At 50.3% G+C, this 19163-nt stretch carries 20 protein-coding genes and 1 pseudogene; 13 read left to right on the plus strand and 8 right to left on the minus strand.

Annotated elements, in window-relative coordinates:
• Positions 1-54: 54 nt before the first annotated feature.
• A complete protein-coding gene (locus tag JOE45_RS21165) occupies positions 55-1119 on the minus strand; it encodes a M23 family metallopeptidase (protein ID WP_210022485.1) in 1065 nt (354 codons plus the stop codon).
• A gap of 167 nt (positions 1120-1286) precedes the next feature.
• On the opposite strand from JOE45_RS21165, the gene larC2 reads away from it, so the two are divergent.
• Positions 1287-1766: a nickel pincer cofactor biosynthesis protein LarC2 gene (gene larC2 / locus JOE45_RS21170; RefSeq protein ID WP_210022484.1), complete on the plus strand. Its 480-nt coding sequence runs from the start codon at positions 1287-1289 to the stop codon at positions 1764-1766.
• 74 nt (positions 1767-1840) lie between these two features.
• Here the strand turns inward: larC2 and larC are convergent, their stop codons facing one another.
• Together larC and larB are read right to left on the minus strand one after the other, a co-directional pair.
• Entirely contained in the window at positions 1841-2785 is a 945-nt protein-coding gene (gene larC / locus JOE45_RS21175) for a nickel pincer cofactor biosynthesis protein LarC (protein ID WP_210022483.1), read from the minus strand.
• Positions 2782-3582, minus strand: coding sequence for a nickel pincer cofactor biosynthesis protein LarB (gene larB, locus JOE45_RS21180; protein WP_210022482.1), 801 nt, complete (start codon positions 3580-3582; stop codon positions 2782-2784). Before larB ends, larC begins: the two co-directional genes overlap by 4 nt.
• 186 nt (positions 3583-3768) lie before the next feature.
• Here larB and lipA point away from each other — a divergent pair, with 186 nt between their 5' ends.
• Positions 3769-4644, plus strand: a complete 876-nt coding sequence (gene lipA / locus JOE45_RS21185; RefSeq protein WP_210022481.1) for a lipoyl synthase — start codon at positions 3769-3771, stop codon at positions 4642-4644.
• 21 nt (positions 4645-4665) lie between these two features.
• Positions 4666-5388 carry a YutD family protein gene (locus JOE45_RS23725; protein WP_348632568.1) on the plus strand — a complete coding sequence of 241 codons (723 nt, stop codon included), beginning with the start codon at positions 4666-4668 and terminating at the stop codon, positions 5386-5388.
• A 62-nt stretch (positions 5389-5450) separates the two neighbouring features.
• On the opposite strand, the gene JOE45_RS21195 is transcribed toward JOE45_RS23725, so the two are convergent.
• Together JOE45_RS21195 and JOE45_RS21200 are read right to left on the minus strand one after the other, a co-directional pair.
• Positions 5451-6356, minus strand: coding sequence for a M15 family metallopeptidase (locus tag JOE45_RS21195; RefSeq protein WP_210022480.1), 906 nt, complete (start codon positions 6354-6356; stop codon positions 5451-5453).
• 123 nt (positions 6357-6479) lie between these two features.
• Complete coding sequence (locus JOE45_RS21200) at positions 6480-6914, minus strand: DUF6526 family protein (protein ID WP_210022479.1); 435 nt, start codon at positions 6912-6914, stop codon at positions 6480-6482.
• A gap of 202 nt (positions 6915-7116) precedes the next feature.
• Between JOE45_RS21200 and JOE45_RS21205 the strand changes: the two genes are divergently transcribed.
• From JOE45_RS21205 to JOE45_RS21225, 5 genes and pseudogenes are all read left to right on the plus strand, one after another.
• On the plus strand, positions 7117-7836 hold the full coding sequence (locus JOE45_RS21205; protein ID WP_210022478.1) for a DNA alkylation repair protein: 720 nt from the start codon (positions 7117-7119) through the stop codon (positions 7834-7836).
• Positions 7837-7853: 17 nt separating this feature from the next.
• A complete protein-coding gene (nfsA, locus tag JOE45_RS21210) occupies positions 7854-8618 on the plus strand; it encodes an oxygen-insensitive NADPH nitroreductase (RefSeq protein WP_210022477.1) in 765 nt (254 codons plus the stop codon).
• A 97-nt stretch (positions 8619-8715) separates the two neighbouring features.
• Entirely contained in the window at positions 8716-9210 is a 495-nt protein-coding gene (queF, locus tag JOE45_RS21215) for a preQ(1) synthase (RefSeq protein WP_210022476.1), read from the plus strand.
• Between the two features lie 258 nt (positions 9211-9468).
• On the plus strand, positions 9469-10170 hold the full coding sequence (locus JOE45_RS21220) for a YHYH domain-containing protein (protein ID WP_348632569.1): 702 nt from the start codon (positions 9469-9471) through the stop codon (positions 10168-10170).
• A gap of 96 nt (positions 10171-10266) precedes the next feature.
• Positions 10267-11324, plus strand: a pseudogene (locus tag JOE45_RS21225) (transposase); the annotation flags it as partial.
• Between the two features lie 120 nt (positions 11325-11444).
• Here JOE45_RS21225 and JOE45_RS21230 read toward each other — a convergent pair.
• Positions 11445-12293: a polysaccharide deacetylase family protein gene (locus JOE45_RS21230; RefSeq protein ID WP_210022475.1), complete on the minus strand. Its 849-nt coding sequence runs from the start codon at positions 12291-12293 to the stop codon at positions 11445-11447.
• Positions 12294-12426: 133 nt separating this feature from the next.
• Positions 12427-12900 (minus strand): ribonuclease H-like YkuK family protein, encoded by a 474-nt coding sequence (locus JOE45_RS21235; protein ID WP_210022474.1) that lies wholly within the window; start codon positions 12898-12900, stop codon positions 12427-12429.
• 198 nt (positions 12901-13098) lie between these two features.
• Here JOE45_RS21235 and JOE45_RS23930 point away from each other — a divergent pair, with 198 nt between their 5' ends.
• The 5 genes from JOE45_RS23930 (at position 13099) to JOE45_RS21255 (ending at position 17595) form a co-directional block, all read left to right on the plus strand.
• Positions 13099-13230 (plus strand): hypothetical protein, encoded by a 132-nt coding sequence (locus JOE45_RS23930; protein ID WP_280874672.1) that lies wholly within the window; start codon positions 13099-13101, stop codon positions 13228-13230.
• A 160-nt stretch (positions 13231-13390) separates the two neighbouring features.
• Entirely contained in the window at positions 13391-13870 is a 480-nt protein-coding gene (locus tag JOE45_RS21240) for a hypothetical protein (protein WP_210022473.1), read from the plus strand.
• A 16-nt stretch (positions 13871-13886) separates the two neighbouring features.
• On the plus strand, positions 13887-14585 hold the full coding sequence (locus JOE45_RS21245) for an AIM24 family protein (RefSeq protein WP_210022472.1): 699 nt from the start codon (positions 13887-13889) through the stop codon (positions 14583-14585).
• 94 nt (positions 14586-14679) lie between these two features.
• Positions 14680-16545 carry an MHYT domain-containing protein gene (locus tag JOE45_RS21250; RefSeq protein WP_210022471.1) on the plus strand — a complete coding sequence of 622 codons (1866 nt, stop codon included), beginning with the start codon at positions 14680-14682 and terminating at the stop codon, positions 16543-16545.
• 159 nt (positions 16546-16704) lie between these two features.
• Entirely contained in the window at positions 16705-17595 is an 891-nt protein-coding gene (locus JOE45_RS21255; protein ID WP_210022470.1) for a metal-dependent hydrolase, read from the plus strand.
• Positions 17596-17682: 87 nt separating this feature from the next.
• Here JOE45_RS21255 and JOE45_RS21260 read toward each other — a convergent pair whose 3' ends face one another.
• Positions 17683-19143 carry a CAP-associated domain-containing protein gene (locus tag JOE45_RS21260; protein ID WP_210022469.1) on the minus strand — a complete coding sequence of 487 codons (1461 nt, stop codon included), beginning with the start codon at positions 19141-19143 and terminating at the stop codon, positions 17683-17685.
• Positions 19144-19163 lie beyond the last annotated feature (20 nt).

Here is a 19163-nt window from a genome sequence, read left to right on the forward strand (position 1 = left end):
ACGGTCAGCCGCGCAGAAGCTGCCCATCACAGGGGTGTTTCACAGCAGAAGAACTTATCTTTTGCGCCTCATACGCTCCTCGCGCTCCCACTTGCGCAGATGGGGATACGGATCGAACGACCAATCGGTCAGTCCGTTATCCCGGTAAAGCCCGTAATGCAGGTGCGGAGGAAATTTACCGGACGTTCCCGGTTTTCCGTAGCCGGAGCTGCCGACCCATCCGACCACTTGGCCGGGTTTGACGATGACGCCCTGCTTCACTTCTTTTTTGTTAAATCCGGACAAATGGGCGTAGTAGTGGTACACATTGTTCAAGTCCCGAATGCCGATCCGCCAGCCACCGTAAGGATTCCAGCCCATAACCTCGACGATGCCGTAGGTGGCGCTGCGTACCGGGACCCCGTATCCGGCGAACAGATCCGTCCCTTCATGTATCCGGAAACCACCCCAGCCTCGGCTGGCGCCCCATGTGCTTCGGTACGAGTAATTGGAGCCAAGCGGCATCACAAAGCTGTGCTCATGCAGGTCTAGGGTGTCGAACGTACCGTAAATTCGGGCGAATTGCTGAATACGCTCCACGCTCCGGTTATTTTGATAGTATTCCCACAATCCGATACCAAGGTCCTCTTCCGAGCTCCCTTTGTTCAGCAGATAAACAGCCATCGAATACAGGCGATCGAGATCGTTCAACCGATCCGCTATTCCGTCTCCGGAACCGTCACGGCCCATGCCGCCGAACAGCATGATGCTTTGCTCATTCGTATCCTCATGATCGGGATTGAACATACCGCCCCACTGAAGATCCGTAAAGTAGATGGCCACCGGGCTGTCTTTGACGGGACGCTTTTTGGCTAAGTTAAGAGTTCGCTCATATTGATCAATGGCAGCCAAGTAGTTCCAGGGAATGCCGGTTAACGTACTTACCTTATCGAACAGATCCTTCCGCTCTGCAAACACCGCTTTCATCCCGTTTGCCTCTTTGCCGGTTTTGGGGGCAGGCTTTGAGGAAACGGAAGGGGCGGAGGCGGAGGCTTGTTTCTCCGCGGGCCAGAGCGTTGTGCTTGTCAGCAGCGTGAAGACAAGCACAGCAGCTAAAGCCCGGGCACAACTTGCAACCATGGGGGAATTACCTCCTTCTATTGACCAAACTGTTATCTGGTGAAGTTTCTTGTAACTTCGCCGAAATGTCCACAGCTTTTACTGATATGTGTAACGTTAGGTTGTGCCGAATAACGGCTTTTTATCCCATACCAAGTTTGATATGATGCTGTTTGGAGGGATGCGCAATGGCATTTGAACACCGTGAGGAGCATCTGGACGATCAGATGCTGATTTTGCAGGCGAATATTGATGACATGAACCCCGAGTTGTGTTCATATATTACGGATTTGCTTTTGGAACAAGGGGCAAACGATGTATATTGGATTCCGATCATTATGAAAAAGGGCCGTCCTGGGGTCATGCTCAATGTACTGACGGACGATTCGGGAGTGGAGCGGATGGAGGGGGTTATTTTTCGTGAAACGACCACGCTGGGGCTTCGTTATGTGCGAGCATCGTGCCATCGGCTGGGTAGGAAGTTTCATGCTGTCGATACGCCGTGGGGCCCGATTCATGTCAAAGCGGGGTTTCACCAAGGAGAGCTCGTACAGTTTGCGCCGGAATTCAAAGAGTGCGAGCAGGCGGCTAAAACGCACGGAGTACCGCTGAAAATGGTGTACGATGAGGTGCGCAGGAGGTTTATGGAGGGACCGGGGAACGTATAAAGAAAGCCTCCGTACCCTGGTTAGGAAGCAACGGAGGCTTGGCAAGTATGGATGTAAGCAAGATCTTTTTCTTATTATCCGTGAGTGCAGGAGGATTCGTGCCTTGGCTCGTGACAAAGTCCTCCTTGATGGTTGCGATGCTCATGGTGATGCTCATGCTCATGATCATGGAGATGCTCGTGGTCATGATCATGTTTATGGTGATGGTGGTCCTCGTCGTAATGACTATGGTGATGGGGATGCTCATGGTGAACTGCTTCGTGATGAACATGCCATTTGTTCGCATAGGGGTCTGCTTTTCCTAGGACCGCGCGAAGCACATTTGGCTGCTCAGGCAAATCCCGGGTTCCCGCCCCGTAACCGATGGTTTCCACAATCATTGGCGGAAGGCCTTTGGCGAATTCATCCACTAGACCGGCTATGATACCGGCTCCGGTTGGAGTCGTCATTTCCAGAGAATATTCGGTATGGGCAATGGGAAGTCCTCTCATCATTTCGAGTGTGGCAGGAGCAGGCACAGGATAAATGCCATGGTCGCAATGCACAGTGCCCGAACCGAGCGGGACAGCGGAGGAAACGATTTTCTCGATATTCAGAGAATCGATAGCCAGCGCCACACCGATGACGTCAACGATGGAATCAATGGCACCGACTTCATGAAAGTGTACTCTTTCGATGGGTATATTGTGAATTTTGGCTTCAGCTATGCCGATTTTTTCAAAGATAGAGAGGCTAAGCTTGACCACCCGTTCGTTGAAGCCTGCATGATGAATCAGTTCCACAATTTCCGAGTAATGCCGATGGTGCTTCGGAGGAGTGTCCGGGTCCAACAGGACATCCAGCTTTAGCGCGGATATGCCGCGTTTGTTGACTCGCTTCCATTCCAGCGTGAACGGTTCGATCTGGATTTTGCGAAGCTCCTCTTCAATATAATGACGGTCGGCGCCTGCATCCACAAGCGCACCGAGTGTCATGTCCCCGCTAATGCCGGAGAAGCAGTCCAAATACAAAATTTTCATTCTTCATCCCTCTTTATCCGGTTGTGATGAATTAATGATGCATTATAACCGCCGCCGAAGCCATTATCGATGTTGACGACGGAGATGCCTGGTGCACAGGCGTTTAGCATGGACAGCAGCGCGGCCATGCCTTGAAAGCTTGCGCCGTAGCCAATGCTTGTTGGAACAGCAATGATGGGAACCGCAACAAGACCCCCTACCACGCTGGCAAGCGCGCCTTCCATGCCGGCTACTACGACGACGGCGCTAGCGCCTCGGATCAGCGGGAGCCTGCGGAATAAACGGTGGATGCCGGCGACGCCGACATCGTATACACGCTCTACGCGGCAGCCCATGCACTCGGCGGTAACTGCGGCTTCTTCGGCAACAGGTACGTCGGATGTACCGGCGCACACGACGGCGATGTACCCGCACTTCACGTTAGCGGGACTATCGGGCCGCCATGAAATGGCCCGAGCTTCGTTATGATACGTCGCTGCGGGTATGCGCTCCAGTATGAAAGCGGCTTTCTCCTCGCTCACACGCGTAGCAAGCACCCGGTCCGTGTTGGCCATGAGCCGCTCGAAGATCGCGGCGATTTGCTCAGCCGATTTTCCCTCTCCAAAGATAACTTCGGGAAAGCCGGTTCTTGCCTCTCGCTTTAGGTCAAGCTGCGCATACCCTAGGGAGTCGTCCACAGACTGGGCTTCGGTTCCTGTTTTCTGGTATCCGGCAGCCTCCAGAAGTAAACGTTTGGCATCGGTAATATCGAGATCTCCTGACGCTACAAGCTTCAAAATCTGATCTGTATTCATCATGTCGGAAAAGGCTATCCTCCCTAATTAAACGCTTTCCCTAGTGTACCATATTTCCCCTTGAATGTAATTCAGAAGCGGGCGGATGGTTCCGAACAAACTTGCATTTTTCTTTTTCTGCGCTAATGATCGGTTTGTGGTATACTTTTCTTGATGATTCTTATTTCTTGTAGAAAGCAGGGAAGCATCATGGCGACTCGACAGATAGAACGTAAACCCGATTGGCTCAAGATTAAGCTGGCTACCGGTGATAATTACAAGGAATTAAAAAATATGATGCGCGGCAAGACTCTACATACCGTGTGTGAAGAGGCGAAGTGTCCGAATATTCACGAATGCTGGGCGAACCGGACGGCGACTTTCATGATTCTTGGAGATATTTGTACAAGGGCATGCCGATTCTGCGCGGTAAAGACAGGTCTGCCGACGGAGCTCGACCTTCAGGAGCCTGAGCGTGTGGCCGAGGCAGCGGAACAAATGGGTCTGCGGCACGTAGTTGTCACATCTGTGGCACGGGACGATTTGGAGGACGGCGGGGCATCAATTTTCGCGGCAACAGTCCGCGCTTTGAAGGAGCGTCTGCCGCTCGCCGGCGTGGAAGTGCTGATTCCCGATTTTGAAGGGAATGAAGAAGCGCTGCGCAAAGTACTTGAGGCTAAACCGAACATTCTGAACCACAATGTAGAGACAGTGGAGCGTCTGTCCGATAAGGTGCGGGCCAAGGCCAAGTACCGCCGTTCGATTGAGCTCCTGGAGCGCTCCAAGCGAATCGCACCAACCATTCCGACGAAATCGAGCATCATGCTGGGTGTAGGGGAAGAGTGGGGAGAGATTCTGCAAACGATGGATGACTTGCGGGCGGTGGACTGTAATATTATGACGATTGGCCAATATCTGCAGCCCAGTATGAATCATTTGCCGGTCATGCAATATTACACGCCTGAGCAGTTTGCCGAGCTAAAGCAGGAAGGGATGAAGCGCGGCTTCAGCCATGTGGAATCCGGTCCGCTCGTGCGCAGTTCATACCATGCGCATGACCAAGTGAAATCGGCGCAGCAGTCGTAAGATCGTGAGGAGGCAGAGAACGTGATTCATATATCGGGCAAAACCTATGAAGTGATTGTCGATCATAAGAATGGCTGGCGTTTTGAAGCGTTCCGAGACCGGTACAGCGAAGTGCTGGAGCGATACGATTATATTGTCGGGGATTGGGGCTACAGCCAGCTCCGGCTCCGCGGTTTTTTTAAGGATAACCATCCCAAGGGAGCCAAAGATACGGTCATCTCGACGCTGCCTGACTATTTGAATGAGTACTGTAATTTCGGCTGCGCTTATTTTATTATTGAGAAAGTAGCGAATAAGCAGCCTCACGGCAAGCCCGGCGAATCGATTCCGGAAAGTGGAATTTGGCAGGATGGGGAGCCGGAGGAGCCGGAAGACTCGGAGCAGCTCGATGCGGACAAACAGCAGGATCAAGAACAGCAGCCGGTTGGACAAGCTTCTGACCAAGCGAAAGCTACGGCTGAGGCGCAGCAGTGGGAACCGAACCGCCGGCAGCAGCATCCGAACGGCAAAGGGCAGCATCAATCTCGCGGCTCAAGGTCCGGGTCATCCCAGCGTAACCACGATGGCAAGCAGGGTGGAACATCCCGTGGACAAGCGCAATCGCAACAAGGCCAGACATCGCAGCAGCAAGGGGAATTCAATCCGAAGGCGGCTCATTCGCATAAGCAGGGCAGAGGCTCTAAGCACCTAGGCTCGAATCATCAACAGAAGCCCAAAACAGAATCTTCCCGTGTGGAAGCATAAGTGAAGCCCCGCACTCCATAGGAGACGGGGCTTCTTCTTGGTTGTTCTCAGGAGCCTGAGGTTTACTTCGGTTTGGTTACTGGAATCCCGTTGTTCGTATACTCCTCCAGAGTAATGTCCTGTTTGGCAATCTCTTTGGCCGCGTTCTTACCTACATACCTCAGATGCCATGGCTCGTACTGGTAGCCGGTAATCGATTGTTTTCCCTTTGGATAGCGAATAATGAAGCCATACTCCGACGCGTGTTCTTCCAGCCATTTGGCTTCCTTTGTGGCTGCGAAGCAATCCTGGGCGGGGCATTTGCCGTTGCTTCCGGTTACATCGATCGCTAGGCCCGTTTCGTGCTCGCTGTGTCCAGGCTTGGCGCTGTACTTGTTCGCTGCTGCTTCTCCATCCCGTTGGACGTAGTTGTTATACAGCGATCTTTGTATCGCATGGGATCGGTAGCCCGAAACGCCGGCTAGCGACAGGCCGTCTTTCTCGGCAGCCTCGAACAGCTCCTCCAGAGCGGTCGCGGCTTCCTGACGGATGGTGCGCTTCTCGGACTTTTCCTTAAAGATGAAAGGGACGTTCGGCTCGACCAGATCCTTAGGTTTATAATTTTCGGGAAGCTTGTTCGATTTATTCACAAGAACGGCGATGTCTGCCGGGTTGGCAACGACCTGGATTGCAGGCTCTTTACCTTCTGCACCTGACGAACCGCTTGTAGATGATTTTGTTTGCTCTTGAGGTGCGGCAGGAAAATTAGATGCTCCCCCTTGGTCGACCGGCGGTTTAGCCGACGGTTGGGACGGTGATGTGACGGGCGAGTCGTCCAGCTGCTCTGTTGGTTGCTCGGCAGGAGTCTGTGTAACGGGAGTGCGGCTATCTTCTCCTTGTCCGGCCGAAGAAATACTTCCACAGCCCGCAGCGGTCAGAACAACACAGGTCAACAGTAAAGCCACAGCGGGGGTAAAACGTAAATTCAATAGAAACAGATCCTTTCTCAAAATGGCTTCTAAGGTGAGTGTGCACAGTACTTTCTATGTTGTTTGACGAGTGGAAGCCGTGAAAAGTTGCTTTTTTGTGAGATCTACAACAGCTAATACGGATTACAGCCGGTCGTAGTCCGCCCGCCAATGACGGATTGCCTTCTTGATATCGTCAGGCTTCATGCTTTCTTCGACGGCTTTGCGGCACAGATCAGGATACTCTTCATCGCCTGCAAAACGGAGGGCAATGATCTGCTTGAGTGTCAGTTTCGGATCGATCGGCTTTCCTGTCAGAATGTAGTGACGGAGCTGCTCTTCGGCCCGAATCGCACGGTCCTGCGCTTTAAGCGCGTATCCTCTGACCTTAATGAAAAGCAACAGCAGAGCTGCGGAGATCCCAAGGAGAAGCCACGATGCCCCTGCATCCTCCCCACCGGACAAAGCGCCAAACAGGCTAATTCCTGAACCAATCAGCACAAGCATGGTCAGCAAGGACAAGCCGTAATGATATAGCGGATCCAATTTTCGATGATTGCCGTAATTTTGTTGATCCATGGTAACCCCTCCTCATATATATCGGGTTGTACAATCACACCGTTGTCCGATTTCAGGACAACGAAGCATTAACCCCTTGCTTACATCATGTTTCATTGTACTGCTACCGCCGGTCAAATTCCATCTGTAATATTTGCGCTGCCCTTCCTAGTATCGTAAAGTGGTAAGAGTGGATACTATTGTAACGGGGGTTGTGATATCCATGGAATCACCGGATGAGTTAACCGATTATACGCACCGACTAACATCCCTGCTGCGTGTTCATGCGAATCCTGAGCAAGCGGGGCCTATGCAGGCTTATATGCGGGATCAGTTTGAATTCCTGGGGATTAGAGCGCCTGAAAGGGATGCAGTGGTCCGTCAGTACCTCAAAGAGAACGGGGTACCGAAGGGAGAAGCATTGCAAACCGTTGTCCGTGAGCTCTGGCAGCAGCCGGAGCGCGAGTATCAGTATGCGGCGTTGACGCTTCTCGAGAAATATCGCAAGGATGCAGAGCCTTCACATATTGGGCTGCTGGAGAAGCTGGTGTCGTCCAAATCGTGGTGGGACACGGTTGATCTTCTGGCAGGACGGCTCGTCGGCGATTTGTTTGCGCGATACCCCGAGCTTATTCCCGGGTACATAGAGCGATGGATGGCATCGGACTCCATATGGCTGAATCGGACAGCGATTTTATTTCAACTTCATTATAAAGCGAGAACGGATACTGTCCTGTTGTTTGACTTGATCCTCCGGTTGTCCCATTCCAAGGAATTTTTCATTCAAAAAGCGATTGGATGGGCACTGCGGGAATATTCCAAAACCGATGAAACGTTGGTCCGGCAGTTCGTAGCCGACAACACGCTTGCACCGCTCAGCGTCCGTGAGGCGCTTAAATATGCGGAACGGATCCGGAACAACAGCGTCAATGAACAATCGTAACGAAAGAGGGGATTATCATGAACGAAACCATTGAGATGATAATGAAGCACCGCTCGATCCGCAAATTTAAGAAGGACCCGGTGTCCAAAGACCAGCTTGTCACCATTGTCCGCGCAGCCCAGATGGCATCCACATCCAGCAATGTGCAGGCGTACAGCGTCATCCACGTATCCGACCGCGGGAAAAGAAGCCAGCTGGCTGCACTAGCCGGTGATCAAGCATATGTTGAGGAATGTCCTGTTTTTTTGGTATGGTGCGCGGATTTGTACCGGCTCAAAACCACTTGCGGGTTTGATGAGGGCGACGGATACATTGGCACGACGGAGAATTTGATCGTTGCCGTGACAGACGTGGCTTTGGCCGCTCAGAATGCAGCCGTAGCCGCAGAATCCATGGGCCTTGGAGTCGTCTACATCGGGGGAATCCGAAACAATAGTAAAGCCGTATCCGTTTTGCTTCAGCTGCCGGAGTACGTGATCCCGGTGTATGGGATGTGTATCGGCTACCCGGATCAATCTCCAGCCATTAGGCCAAGATTGCCGTATGAAGCGGTTCTGCATGAGGATGTTTACTCAGAGGATCACTATAAATCGTCGATTCAAGCCTACGATGCCGTGATGAAGCAATACATGCTCGATCGAACGGACGGTAAACGGGATACGAACTGGACGCAGGCCATGCAAGCAAAGCTTGGAGCGCCGGCTCGCATGCATATGAAGGATTTCCTGAGTTCGCAGCGATTCTGGGATGATGAGAAGGCATCTGCCGGTAAAGATGAGTAAGCGTGCTCAAGCTCGATACTTCACCAACCCCGCTTACTTTCTTCCTGCAAATCCGTTATAATACTAGATTAGCAAGCATGAAAGGAGCTATTACCCTATGGCGGGAAGAAAAGAGGACGAGCTCGATTTGACGCTGCTCGGCAACCAGCAAACCCGATACCCGATGAACTACGCGCCGGAGATGCTCGAATCGTTCGATAACAAGCATCCGTATCGCGACTATTTTGTCAAATTTAATTGTCCCGAATTCACGAGCCTGTGCCCGATTACCGGACAGCCGGATTTCGCTACCATTTATATCAGCTATATTCCGGATCAGAAGATGGTAGAAAGCAAATCGCTCAAGCTGTATTTGTTCAGCTTCCGCAATCACGGCGACTTCCACGAGGACTGCATGAACATCATCATGAACGACCTCATTAAGCTGATGGAACCCAAGTATATCGAAGTGTGGGGCAAGTTCACCCCGCGCGGCGGCATCTCCATCGATCCTTACTGCAACCACGGTCGTCCGGGAACAAAGTATGAGCAAATGGCGGAACACCGCTTGTTGAACCATGACTTGTATCCGGAAAAGGTAGACAACCGATAAGTGGGTATAAGGAACACGTATAAGGATGTTTTTATCGGTGGATCAGGCTCTCTATGCTTATTAATAATACCGAATCTAACGCGATATCATAAGCCGTGAGCCCGTCTTTGACGGGTTTCGCGGTTTTTTTAATATAAATTATGGTTGTGGGTCTGTTTGATCGATAAATGAAATGTAATACATTAATTAAAGTATTTTCTAAAGAATCATATTGTGGTATATTTTGGATGTTGAGTTATTATTAAGGAGTGTGTGTTAGTGAAAATATCAAAATTGACATGTGTCTTATTCATGCTATCTCTTTTGTTTTCATCTGTTTCTATTGCACATTCTGGTAGAACTGACTCCAGTGGGGGGCATAATTGCTCAGCAAAGTCCATTTCCAAAGGGTTATGTTCAGGTTATCACTATCATAATGGTGGTTCCTCGTCATCTAGTGGGAAATCATCTTCATCTACATCTACTTCGTCTTCGTATGATAAACCCTATTCTTCCCCTTCTTATACCACACCAATAGAAGTGATACCTGAAGGTTATGTAAAAGCTGCAATTCCATCTTTTAGTGTTGTGGTAAATGGGCAAAGTGTATCCAATTCTCTTACGAGGTATCCGGTTATTGAGTATAAAGATATTACCTATTTCCCAATGACTTGGAATTATACTCAAGCACTGGGCATTGAAACTAAATGGGACAACGAAATAGGTTTTGTCATTAGGAAAACTGACAATAAAGCTGCTGATTTGGTGCTAGACTATGGTTCTACCTCTTCAAAGCTTGATGCAAAAGGGCCTGATTTCAATGTGTTTGTGAATGATGTTTGGATTGATAATTCTAAGGAACAGTACCCTATTTTAGTGTTGAATGATGTCACATATTTCCCTATGACATGGTATTATGCAGTAGATGAACTGGGGCTTACAATTAAATTTGAAAACAATACTTTCTATATTTCCAAATAAATTGCTGCGAAATTTCTGTATATCTAACACAAAACATTAAATCTTAAATAGCGCACGGCAATGATGATAGAATATAAAGGCGTGCATGACGTTAACAAAACGCTGTTTGCCACCATTGAAGAAGCTGAAAAACAAGATGAACGAGCACATGGCAGCCAGGACCTCTGCGAACTAGGCGAATCTTCGAAGATGACTAGTGATAAGCTAGAGCTCGCCGTCAAGCAACTGGAAGAAAGACTGCAGGAAAAACCAAAGGACAAGCCGCTGAAGAGGGCCTTGCGCATACTACGAAAAGACCTCCTTCCTCGCCTTCAAAAGTATGAAACGCATGAAGAAATTTTAGGGAACCGGAACAGCTACAGTAAGACCGACAAAGACGCCACGTTTATGCGGATGAAAGAAGATCACATGCGAAACGGTCAGCTCAAACCGGGTTACAATGGGCAGATCGGTACGGAAAACCAATTCATCCTCGGCTACACGGTACACCAGCGGCCTACAGATACGCGCTGTCTCATCCCACATCTCGAAAAAGTAAAAACGCTGCTGCCGGGCACCGTCATCGCCGACGCAGGATACGGCGGCGAAGAGAACTGCGACTATTGCGAGCACAATAAGGTCGAAGCTATTGTCAAATACAGCACCTATCACCGTGAAAAAAGCAAGGCATGGCAAAAGGACATTAGCAAAATCGACAACTGGACCTATAACACCGAACAAGATACGTGGACATGCGCGGCTGGGCAACCCCTCATTTTCCGGAGAGTAAGCAAAGAGAAAACGGAAAGTGGCTACGAAATCGAGTACCGTCATTACCGGAGTGAAAGTTGTGAAGGATGTCCGCTGAAACCGCATTGTACAAAAGCCCAGGGTAATCGCGAAGTCAAAATAAGCATGAAGTATTGCGATTAAAGAATCAGGCACGTGAAAAACTCAGTAGCGAAGGAGGCTACGCGCTAGCAGTTCGACGTATGATCGAACCGGAGCCTGTATTTGGTGACATGAAGAACAACCGCGGATTCAAAAGATTCCTGCTTCGAGGCTTACCCAAAGTAAGTCTGGAGGTCGGGTGGCTTTCGCTTGCCCATAACCTGCTGAAGAAAGCGGCAGTAGACGCAAAAAGCAAAGGAGTTAAGCACATGCAAGCTGCTTAACTCCTTTGCTCATTTAAAAGTTCATTTTTCCTGAATATCAGCCGTGTCCCGCGCGTCTTTAATTTTCACTTTTGGGACACCCTCTTTTTGTGCTTCAACTTGCTCATTCGGCGTCCGCCGCTACGGAAGGTGCATGACCCGTTCAATCCGAAGCATGATTTGTTTGTCCAGAACCTCCGGCTGGATTTTCGGATTGCCCGCGTTGATTCTTGGTATTTCCATCGGATGACTGGAGCGTGTCGCCATTTCGTTCACGATGGTAAACGCATAATGAAATCCGGCTTCTGTGATCAACTCCTGCGCAGTCTTGGAGAAAATCCCGAACGGGTAAGCGTAAGTATCAGCCGCATGGCTGCCGCCATAGATCTCATTCAGCTTGCTGGCACACGCTTTGCTGTCGCTCCGCACTCGTTCAACATATTGCTCCTCAGTCTCGCCGCCGAGTCTGCCGGTGAGGGCGGCTTGGTCGTCCTTTTTATAATGAAGATTGTCGGAATGGCATTGAAAGTCAAACATACCTTGGCGGTAGCTCAGCATTTCCCGAATCTGCTCCCTTGAAAGCGTTGGAATCGTCGGAGCCGTCGGATCGTCCAAATCCGTGGTGACAATGAAATTCACTGCCGGGATGTCGAGCTCCTTAAGAACGGGATAAGCGTAATTATAGAAGCTTTGATACCCGTCGTCGAACGTAACCAACACCGCTTTATCAGGGACCGGGGCTCCCTCGTAAAATTTCTGGAACTCGCTTAAAGTGATGAAGCGGTATCCCTTGGATTGAAGATAGCTCAATTGGTCACGAAAAAGCGTGCTGGACACGGTGCTTGAGCTTTTGTCCGTATCGTGCACATGGTGGTACATGAGAACAGCGACTTGGTTGCTGTAACGCTCCGTCACCGTAGGTCCCCAGGTATCGAAAGCGCTGATCAGGACGGCTGCGAAGAGCAGCGCGGCACATATTTTTTTGGTCATGAAGAATCTCCTTCATCGGGTTGGAAGAAAATAAAGCCTATAGTCAGTTATAGCGATTCTTGGACCGAATATCAAGCAGAGGCCATTTGCTATTTTTTTGAGTCTAATAGGTGGTCTTCTGTATTCTCTGGCTTCACTCCGCAAACCGGTCCGCCACCGAACTGGCGCCGAAGGATAACGGCTTGATTCGTGCTTCGTATCCAACGGAGGTGACCCAGCCGCAAATTTCCTGGATCAGTACCTTGGTCTCGCCTTTTTGACCGATGTCAATGTGAATCTCAAGCGGCCACGCTTGCAGAAGATCGCTCAAGCCGTTCTTGTTCAAATGTTCTACCAGCTCCAGGCTAAGCTCGGTTTCCCGATAAATCCGCGAACGCAGGTCGTGAAGCGGGCGGCTGGTTAGCTTGCGATAGAAGAAGCGGGCACCATTGCCGACCCGATGAATGATAAGCGCTGTGACAAGTGTAGTCGAACGTTTCGTTGTGTGCGAATCGGTGCCAATGACTAATTTGTAAGCTGCATTCGGGTCTTCCTTAACGTAAGCATGCAACTGCTCTACCATTTCTTCAACGGTAACGGAGCCCCATGTCGGGCTGACAAAAATCATAACTCTCCGCTCCTTCCGCATATAAAGAAAGCTTCTGTTATTTATTTTACTCCAAAAAGCGGCAAAATAGTTTTTTCTCAACCAAAATGTGGGTTTGCCCAATTGATTTTTTGAAAAATTCAGAGTGAGGCAGTATGTATTATCATATAATAACACTAAAATGTAAACGATTTCGGTTGGCAAAGGAGACTTGGCGCCATGGAGGGGAGATTGTCTGTCGGTTTGCTTGTCGGAATCATGCTCAGTATTCCGATGTGGCTGTCCTTGATCGGCTGGATACGGCTTATCGTGTCTGCTGTAGGCTTTTTGTCAAAGCTTCGCTTTATTTAATACATGACATTCAGTGTCTTACCTATCACGAACCGTGATTTCCGGATGGAAAGCACGGTTTTCTTCCATTTGAATAGGGGGATCCCCTGTATCTTTTTGTCAGAAAAAGATGTAAAATATATAATATATGCCGTTTTTTGTGTTAAAGGGAGGGACAAGCATGATCAGCGGAAACGAGACCTTCATTCGTAGAGTTGTTTGTTTATGGATAGGAATGATCGGACTGCTGCTGTTAGTGCTGCCTGTTTCGACCGTGCAAGCCGGCTTAGTAGATCGGATTAAAGATATATACGGGATGCCCGAGCAGTTAGGTCAACTCCAGGAGCAATATAATGATGCTAAGCAAACGCTCGAGCAGAACCGAGCGCAGCTCGAAGAGACGCTCAAGCGATCGGAGGAAGCGGCACAGCGCTATCAAGAGACCGAAGAACGTCTCCGGCAGGAGAACGAACAGCTTCGTGCCCGTAACGAGCGGCTAGAGGAGCTGATAGGGAAATGGGAGGCGGCTGAGCGAGCACAGGAAAGAAGAACTCGACAGATCGTCACTACGGCAATGACGGCTGCAGGGCTGGTGCTGCTTTATTTTGTGCTCACGCGATTGGTTCGGGTTGCGGTCTGGCGGCGTAACCGGAACGGTTAGCCCTGGGAGGTGCGGGATGAAGATTCACGTAGATGGAATGAGTGCGGAAGGACAAGCGGCGGCTGTAGAGCTCGAAGAGGATGAGTCCGTGTGTGTGCTTCATCCGCGTCAAATCATCGCGTTCCAAGGTCATTCGGTAAGTCGCGAAGATCGTCTGCTTAGCCTGTCCGGTATGTACAGTAAGAAGAAGTGGATCGAATCGCGGCTGTCCGGCCCAGCCCGCTTTGTGCTCGGAGTGCCGGTCGGATACAGCTTCAAAGCATTGGAGCTGCCTGACGATAGTAATTTGCTGTTCGATATCAAGCACGTTCTTATGTACAGTCAAGGCATGCAGCTGCAGAGCCGGCTGCAGAAGATCAAGCAAGCACTCGTCACCCGAGATTGGATTCGGATGAAATTTTCAGGCGGAGGCACCATCGGCCTGCTGTCATGCGGTCCGTTGTGTGAGCTTACCATCGATCAAGACCGGCCTGTATATGTGGATATAGGCTGTCTTGTGGCTTTTCCGGAAGATGCCAAGCTGCAGCTTTGCGTGTATGGGAATCCGCTCGCCAGCCAGCGGATGAATTACCATTGGGAGGTTACCGGAAGAGGAAAAATATTACTCCAGCCTGCTAGACCGGAACGGGGGATGATGGATCCTCTTCAAGGGGATTCTCTCCTTCGCCGCCTGCTGCGGGAGCTGCTTCCGTTTGGAAACGTCATGATTAAATGAATATGAAAATAAGCTGTTAAAAGCGGTAAATTACTGAACAGTGGTTGGAATCCTTCATCGGTTTCAACATAAAGCCCGGAATCGAGGTGTAGGCATGGAACATTTGCACGGAACCTATAGCTTCCCTCTCGTTGGTTTGTCGATCGTTATTTCGTTAGTCTCGTCTTATTACGCAATCACCCTGTGCGAGCGGGTCTTGACTTTTAACGGACGGGCAAGAGCGTTACGGATTTGGCGTGGCTCCGGCGTCATGGGGCTAGGAATATGGTCGATGCATTTTGTCGGTTTGCTTGCTTTTCAATTGCCTGTCGATGTTCAATATGATATCCCGTTTCTTATTTTATCCATGGTGCTGCCGGTGTTCGCCTCTTGGGCTGCGTTGTCCGTGATCTTGAGCCGTTCGGTATCCGGTTTTCATGTGTTTTTCGGGGGCTTGTTTATGGGGTTGTCCATTACGGGTATGCATTACACCGGTATGGCGGCGTTACGGCTTCCGGGAACCATTTCGTTTAACCCGTATTGGACGGGTTTGTCTGTCTCGATTGCCTTCATTACTTCCTTCGTGGTCCTGTATGTGGGGGGGGGCCGCCGAAGAGGGCGCAAGTCTTCCCGCTGGTCTAAGGTCGGTTCGGCCGCTCTGCTTGGGACAGCTATTGCCGGCATGCATTATGCCGGGATGATGGCAGCCGAATTCAAAACATATGTCTCTCCATCCGGTAGTGCCCAAAAGAGCGAGGAACTACTGCTTGCTTATTGGATTGGCGCCGCGGCTCTTCTGTTTCTGATGTTAATTTCCGTGATCCAGTTTATGGACAGAAGATTTGCTTTACGGCTTGCGGACTCGAACAAAAAGAGGTACGATTTTATTTTTGAACATAATCCCGATATGGTGTGTCTGTTTGATTTAGACGGTCGGCTCCTGCGGACCAATCCGGCAGCGGAACTTATCACGGGATATGACCGGGAGATGTTTCTGAGCCGTCCTTTCACCCGCTTCCTAAGCCGGAGGGACAGTATAAAAATCCGCTCCTGCTTCGCCAAGGTAGTGATGGGAACGCCGCAGACGGTCGAATGTACGATAAGGCATAAGTTGGGATACCCTGTACATTTAAGCACGACAATTGTTCCTATGATTGAAGGGGAGAAGATTGTAGATATTTATACGATTTCAAAGGACATCACGGAACAGAAAAAAACGGAGCAGCAGCTGCTTCAAGCTAAGAAGGAAGCCGAACAGGCGGCTAAAGTCAAAAGCGAATTTTTGACGGTGATGAGCCACGAAGTCCGGACGCCGCTCAACGGAGTTATCGGAATGAGCGAAATCCTAATGGATACGGAGCTGGATGAGGAGCAGCAGGAATATGTGAAGATTATCAGCAAGAGCGGCAAGGATCTGTTGTCTGTCATTAACGATGTGCTCGATTTCTCCAAAATCGAATCGGGAAAAATGTCGTTAAAGCCGGAGATTTTTCATCTACAGGGTTGTTTGAACGACACGCTGCGTTTGTTTATTCCCGAGGTACGGCAGCGCGGATTGAGTCTCGCGTTTTACGTGGATCCGGCTGTGCCGGAGATTATCATTGGCGATGAAGGACGGCTCAAGCAGGTGTTAATCAATTTGATCGGCAATGCCGTCAAATTTACGGAACATGGGAAGATTGAGGTGTCGATTCGCCAAGCCTACCGAAAGGGGGAGCAATTACAGCTTGAATTCATGATCCGAGATACAGGAATCGGCATTCATGAGTCGTATATTGCTGATTTGTTCCAGCCCTTTTATCAATTGGATTCCGGTGCAAGAAGGCATGGAGGTACGGGTCTGGGTCTTTCGATCAGCAAGAAGCTGGTGGAGCTGATGGGTGGGACAATTCGCGCGGAATCGGTCCCAGGGCAAGGCTCTACGTTCACCTTCTCCATTCAAGCGTACTGCAGTGAAGATAAAATCGCCGTTCAGCTATAGCTGAGCGGTGATTTTTTTGCGCTAAACAGCGGCTTCACTATAGAGCCAATGACTTGCATATGAAATGCAATCGTATCCATTTGTCTCCATAACCGTACATGAGCTATACTAAAGTAAGTAGATGTTCAGTCACGTCAAGAGGGGGAGAGACACGGCTAGATGGATACGATTACGCATACGCTGTTTGGTTTAACGCTATATGGCGCCGTAAATAAAACCCGCATGACACGCAGGGAGAAGCAGGCGCTCCTGTTCACGACCGTAACAGGCTCGCAAATTCCCGACATCGATGTGATCTCCGCTTGGTGGGATACGGCGGGGCGCTATCAGATGTGGCATAGGGGATTAACCCATTCGCTCTTCATGGTGCCGGTTTTTGCAGCCCTGATTGCTGGCATTGTCCGGCTTCTATGGAAGGTCAAGGGCTGGAACTGGTTTGTCATCGGCTTGATCGCCGTGTTCATCCACAGCACCAGCGATTTGTTCAACGCTTGGGGGACTGGCTATTTGGAGCCGTTCTCGACCGTGCGCATTACTTTCGGAACCATCCCGATCGTCGATTTGGTGTTCTGGGCGCTTATGCTCGGCGGATGGCTGTGGGTCTTTCTTCGCAAACGCAGCGGTCGGTTACAGGGGCCTTCGCACCGAGTTTACCGTACCGTATGGCTGCTGATCGCCCTGCACGTGGGATTGCAATCTGTCCAGGGCTATACACTCTATAAGCAGGTAGATCACCAATATGAGCAGGTGGCGCTTGCCGCGGATTTCGTGCCGGGGACGTTCACGGTTATCGGGAAGAATGGCGACACGATCGTCCTGTCCCGGGGAACGGTATGGACTGGCATTCATCCGGTGACCCAACTGAAGTCGAATGAAGATGCCGACTTGGAGACACTGTTTGCCACCAATCCGAAGGCAAAGACGCTGTACGAGTGGTCGCCGTTCGTTGTCATCGTGGAAGACGACAAGCGTCTTGGCTTGTACGATCCTCGCTTTTACCGGAACGGTCAATCATTTCTCTTCGAATACATGGAGAAGCAGGGGCTTTGATCTCTCCTGCAGAGCTATACCAACGAAACAACGCCTCTTTCCTGGCAGCATGCCAGGAAAGAGGCGTTGTTTCTGTTTCACAATGATTTAGGGCGTGTAAAAATTTTGTGTGTAATAGATGTTGAGTTTTCCGCCGAAGTGCACTCCGACACCCAAGCGCTTAAAGCTGCCAAGCAAATTTTTGCGGTGGCCTTCAGAGTTCATCCAGCCATGATGGGCGAAGATGGCGCTCGTTTGGCCTGCGGCAATGTTCTCGGCTGCAGCGCGGAATCTGAGGCCGTCCTGCTCCATTCGGTCAAACGGGCTAAGACCGCTTAGATTCGAATGGTCAAAGTAGCCCTTGGCGGCCATATCTTGACTATGTTTGCGAGCTGTGGAGGCTATTGCATCATCCCAGGCGAATGGCGCAAGCCCTAGCTTGGCTCTTCCCGCATTGGCAAGGTCGATGCTTTGACGCTCGTAAGCTCTTGCCAGCGCATCGCTGGCTTTGGGGTAGAAGGCTTCCAGCGAAATCTCCGTTGACTTGCCGATCACTTGGACTCCAGTGACGACATTGCTCCGATGCAGGTCGTAGAAGAAGGTGACATAAGCATCGCTAATCTCATAGGTTCCGTGCTCGCCTTTGCCGTAATTCGTCATGAAACGGGTGTTGCCTTTCAGTATGAACGAAACCGGGGTGCCGTACTGCTTATCCACTTCAGCTTTGCCTGAACCATCGGCTATTCCGCGGTCAGTGCGCCAATTGGCCGATGGAGAGTATAGCGCAACGACTTTATTTCCGCTAATGCCGATTTGCGCGTAGTCGTTGTAATCTTGGTTGTAAATATACCAGTGAAAGCCATACTCGCTTGCATCCTTGCGAGCGGGTGCTCCGAGCTTCTCTGTCACTGAATCGACGGTATCGCCGATCGCAATGCCTTTCACGGATATCGCAGCATTCGCAGCCGCTGGGATGCTAGGTTTGGACTGGGCAGGCGCTGCATGCAAGCGGAAGGAATTTTGCTTCATATTCAGAATGAACTGAACCGCTTCGGCACGGGTTAATTTGTCCACTGCTTTATAACCTTCGATCGTAGCGGCGGTTTTCCCTTGAGACAAGCCCTGGTCCAGCAAATAACGGATGGAATCGTTCAAGCCCATCGTGCCGTTTTGCGTGGCAGCGATTAATCTCGCCACATATCCCCGGTTGTATAAGCTTCGGTTAGCATTATTAAGAACAGGCCACTGCTGCCCCCATGCATAATTATAATAAGGCTCGTACCAAGCAGCGCCGGGTCCAGCAGTAGACACGGCCGTTTCCGGGTAAGCACGTAGAAGCATGGCGAGAAACTCAGGTTCGGAAACCACTTGGTCGGGACGGAAAGTGCCGTCCTCATATCCATTAACAATGCCGTTATCTGCTGCCCATGTGACGGCTTTAGAGCTCCAATGGCGAGATGTATCCTTGAAGCCGCTTAAGCCAGCAGCGGTGGATGAGGGGACAACGGATAGTAGGGTAGTAACCCCTAGGGTAACCGACAGGACATAAGACAACCATCGTTTATTCAAAACGCATTCCTCCTCTTCCC

Origin of the sequence: Paenibacillus sp. PvR098 (assembly GCF_017833255.1) — a bacterium.
Classification (GTDB): Bacteria; Bacillota; Bacilli; order Paenibacillales; family NBRC-103111; genus Paenibacillus_G.

Excerpts from the sequence above, each read along its gene's own strand:
- JOE45_RS21165 (WP_210022485.1), bottom strand. The coding sequence starts at position 1,119 with ATGGTTGCAAGTTGTGCCCGGGCTTTAGCTGCTGTGCTTGTCTTCACG.
- larC2 (WP_210022484.1), top strand. The coding sequence starts at position 1,287 with ATGGCATTTGAACACCGTGAGGAGCATCTGGACGATCAGATGCTGATT.
- larC (WP_210022483.1), bottom strand. The coding sequence starts at position 2,785 with ATGAAAATTTTGTATTTGGACTGCTTCTCCGGCATTAGCGGGGACATG.
- larB (WP_210022482.1), bottom strand. The coding sequence starts at position 3,582 with ATGATGAATACAGATCAGATTTTGAAGCTTGTAGCGTCAGGAGATCTC.
- lipA (WP_210022481.1), top strand. The coding sequence starts at position 3,769 with ATGGCGACTCGACAGATAGAACGTAAACCCGATTGGCTCAAGATTAAG.
- JOE45_RS21200 (WP_210022479.1), bottom strand. The coding sequence starts at position 6,914 with ATGGATCAACAAAATTACGGCAATCATCGAAAATTGGATCCGCTATAT.
- JOE45_RS21205 (WP_210022478.1), top strand. The coding sequence starts at position 7,117 with ATGGAATCACCGGATGAGTTAACCGATTATACGCACCGACTAACATCC.
- nfsA (WP_210022477.1), top strand. The coding sequence starts at position 7,854 with ATGAACGAAACCATTGAGATGATAATGAAGCACCGCTCGATCCGCAAA.
- queF (WP_210022476.1), top strand. The coding sequence starts at position 8,716 with ATGGCGGGAAGAAAAGAGGACGAGCTCGATTTGACGCTGCTCGGCAAC.
- JOE45_RS21230 (WP_210022475.1), bottom strand. The coding sequence starts at position 12,293 with ATGACCAAAAAAATATGTGCCGCGCTGCTCTTCGCAGCCGTCCTGATC.
- JOE45_RS21235 (WP_210022474.1), bottom strand. The coding sequence starts at position 12,900 with ATGATTTTTGTCAGCCCGACATGGGGCTCCGTTACCGTTGAAGAAATG.
- JOE45_RS23930 (WP_280874672.1), top strand. The coding sequence starts at position 13,099 with ATGGAGGGGAGATTGTCTGTCGGTTTGCTTGTCGGAATCATGCTCAGT.
- JOE45_RS21240 (WP_210022473.1), top strand. The coding sequence starts at position 13,391 with ATGATCAGCGGAAACGAGACCTTCATTCGTAGAGTTGTTTGTTTATGG.
- JOE45_RS21245 (WP_210022472.1), top strand. The coding sequence starts at position 13,887 with ATGAAGATTCACGTAGATGGAATGAGTGCGGAAGGACAAGCGGCGGCT.
- JOE45_RS21250 (WP_210022471.1), top strand. The coding sequence starts at position 14,680 with ATGGAACATTTGCACGGAACCTATAGCTTCCCTCTCGTTGGTTTGTCG.
- JOE45_RS21255 (WP_210022470.1), top strand. The coding sequence starts at position 16,705 with ATGGATACGATTACGCATACGCTGTTTGGTTTAACGCTATATGGCGCC.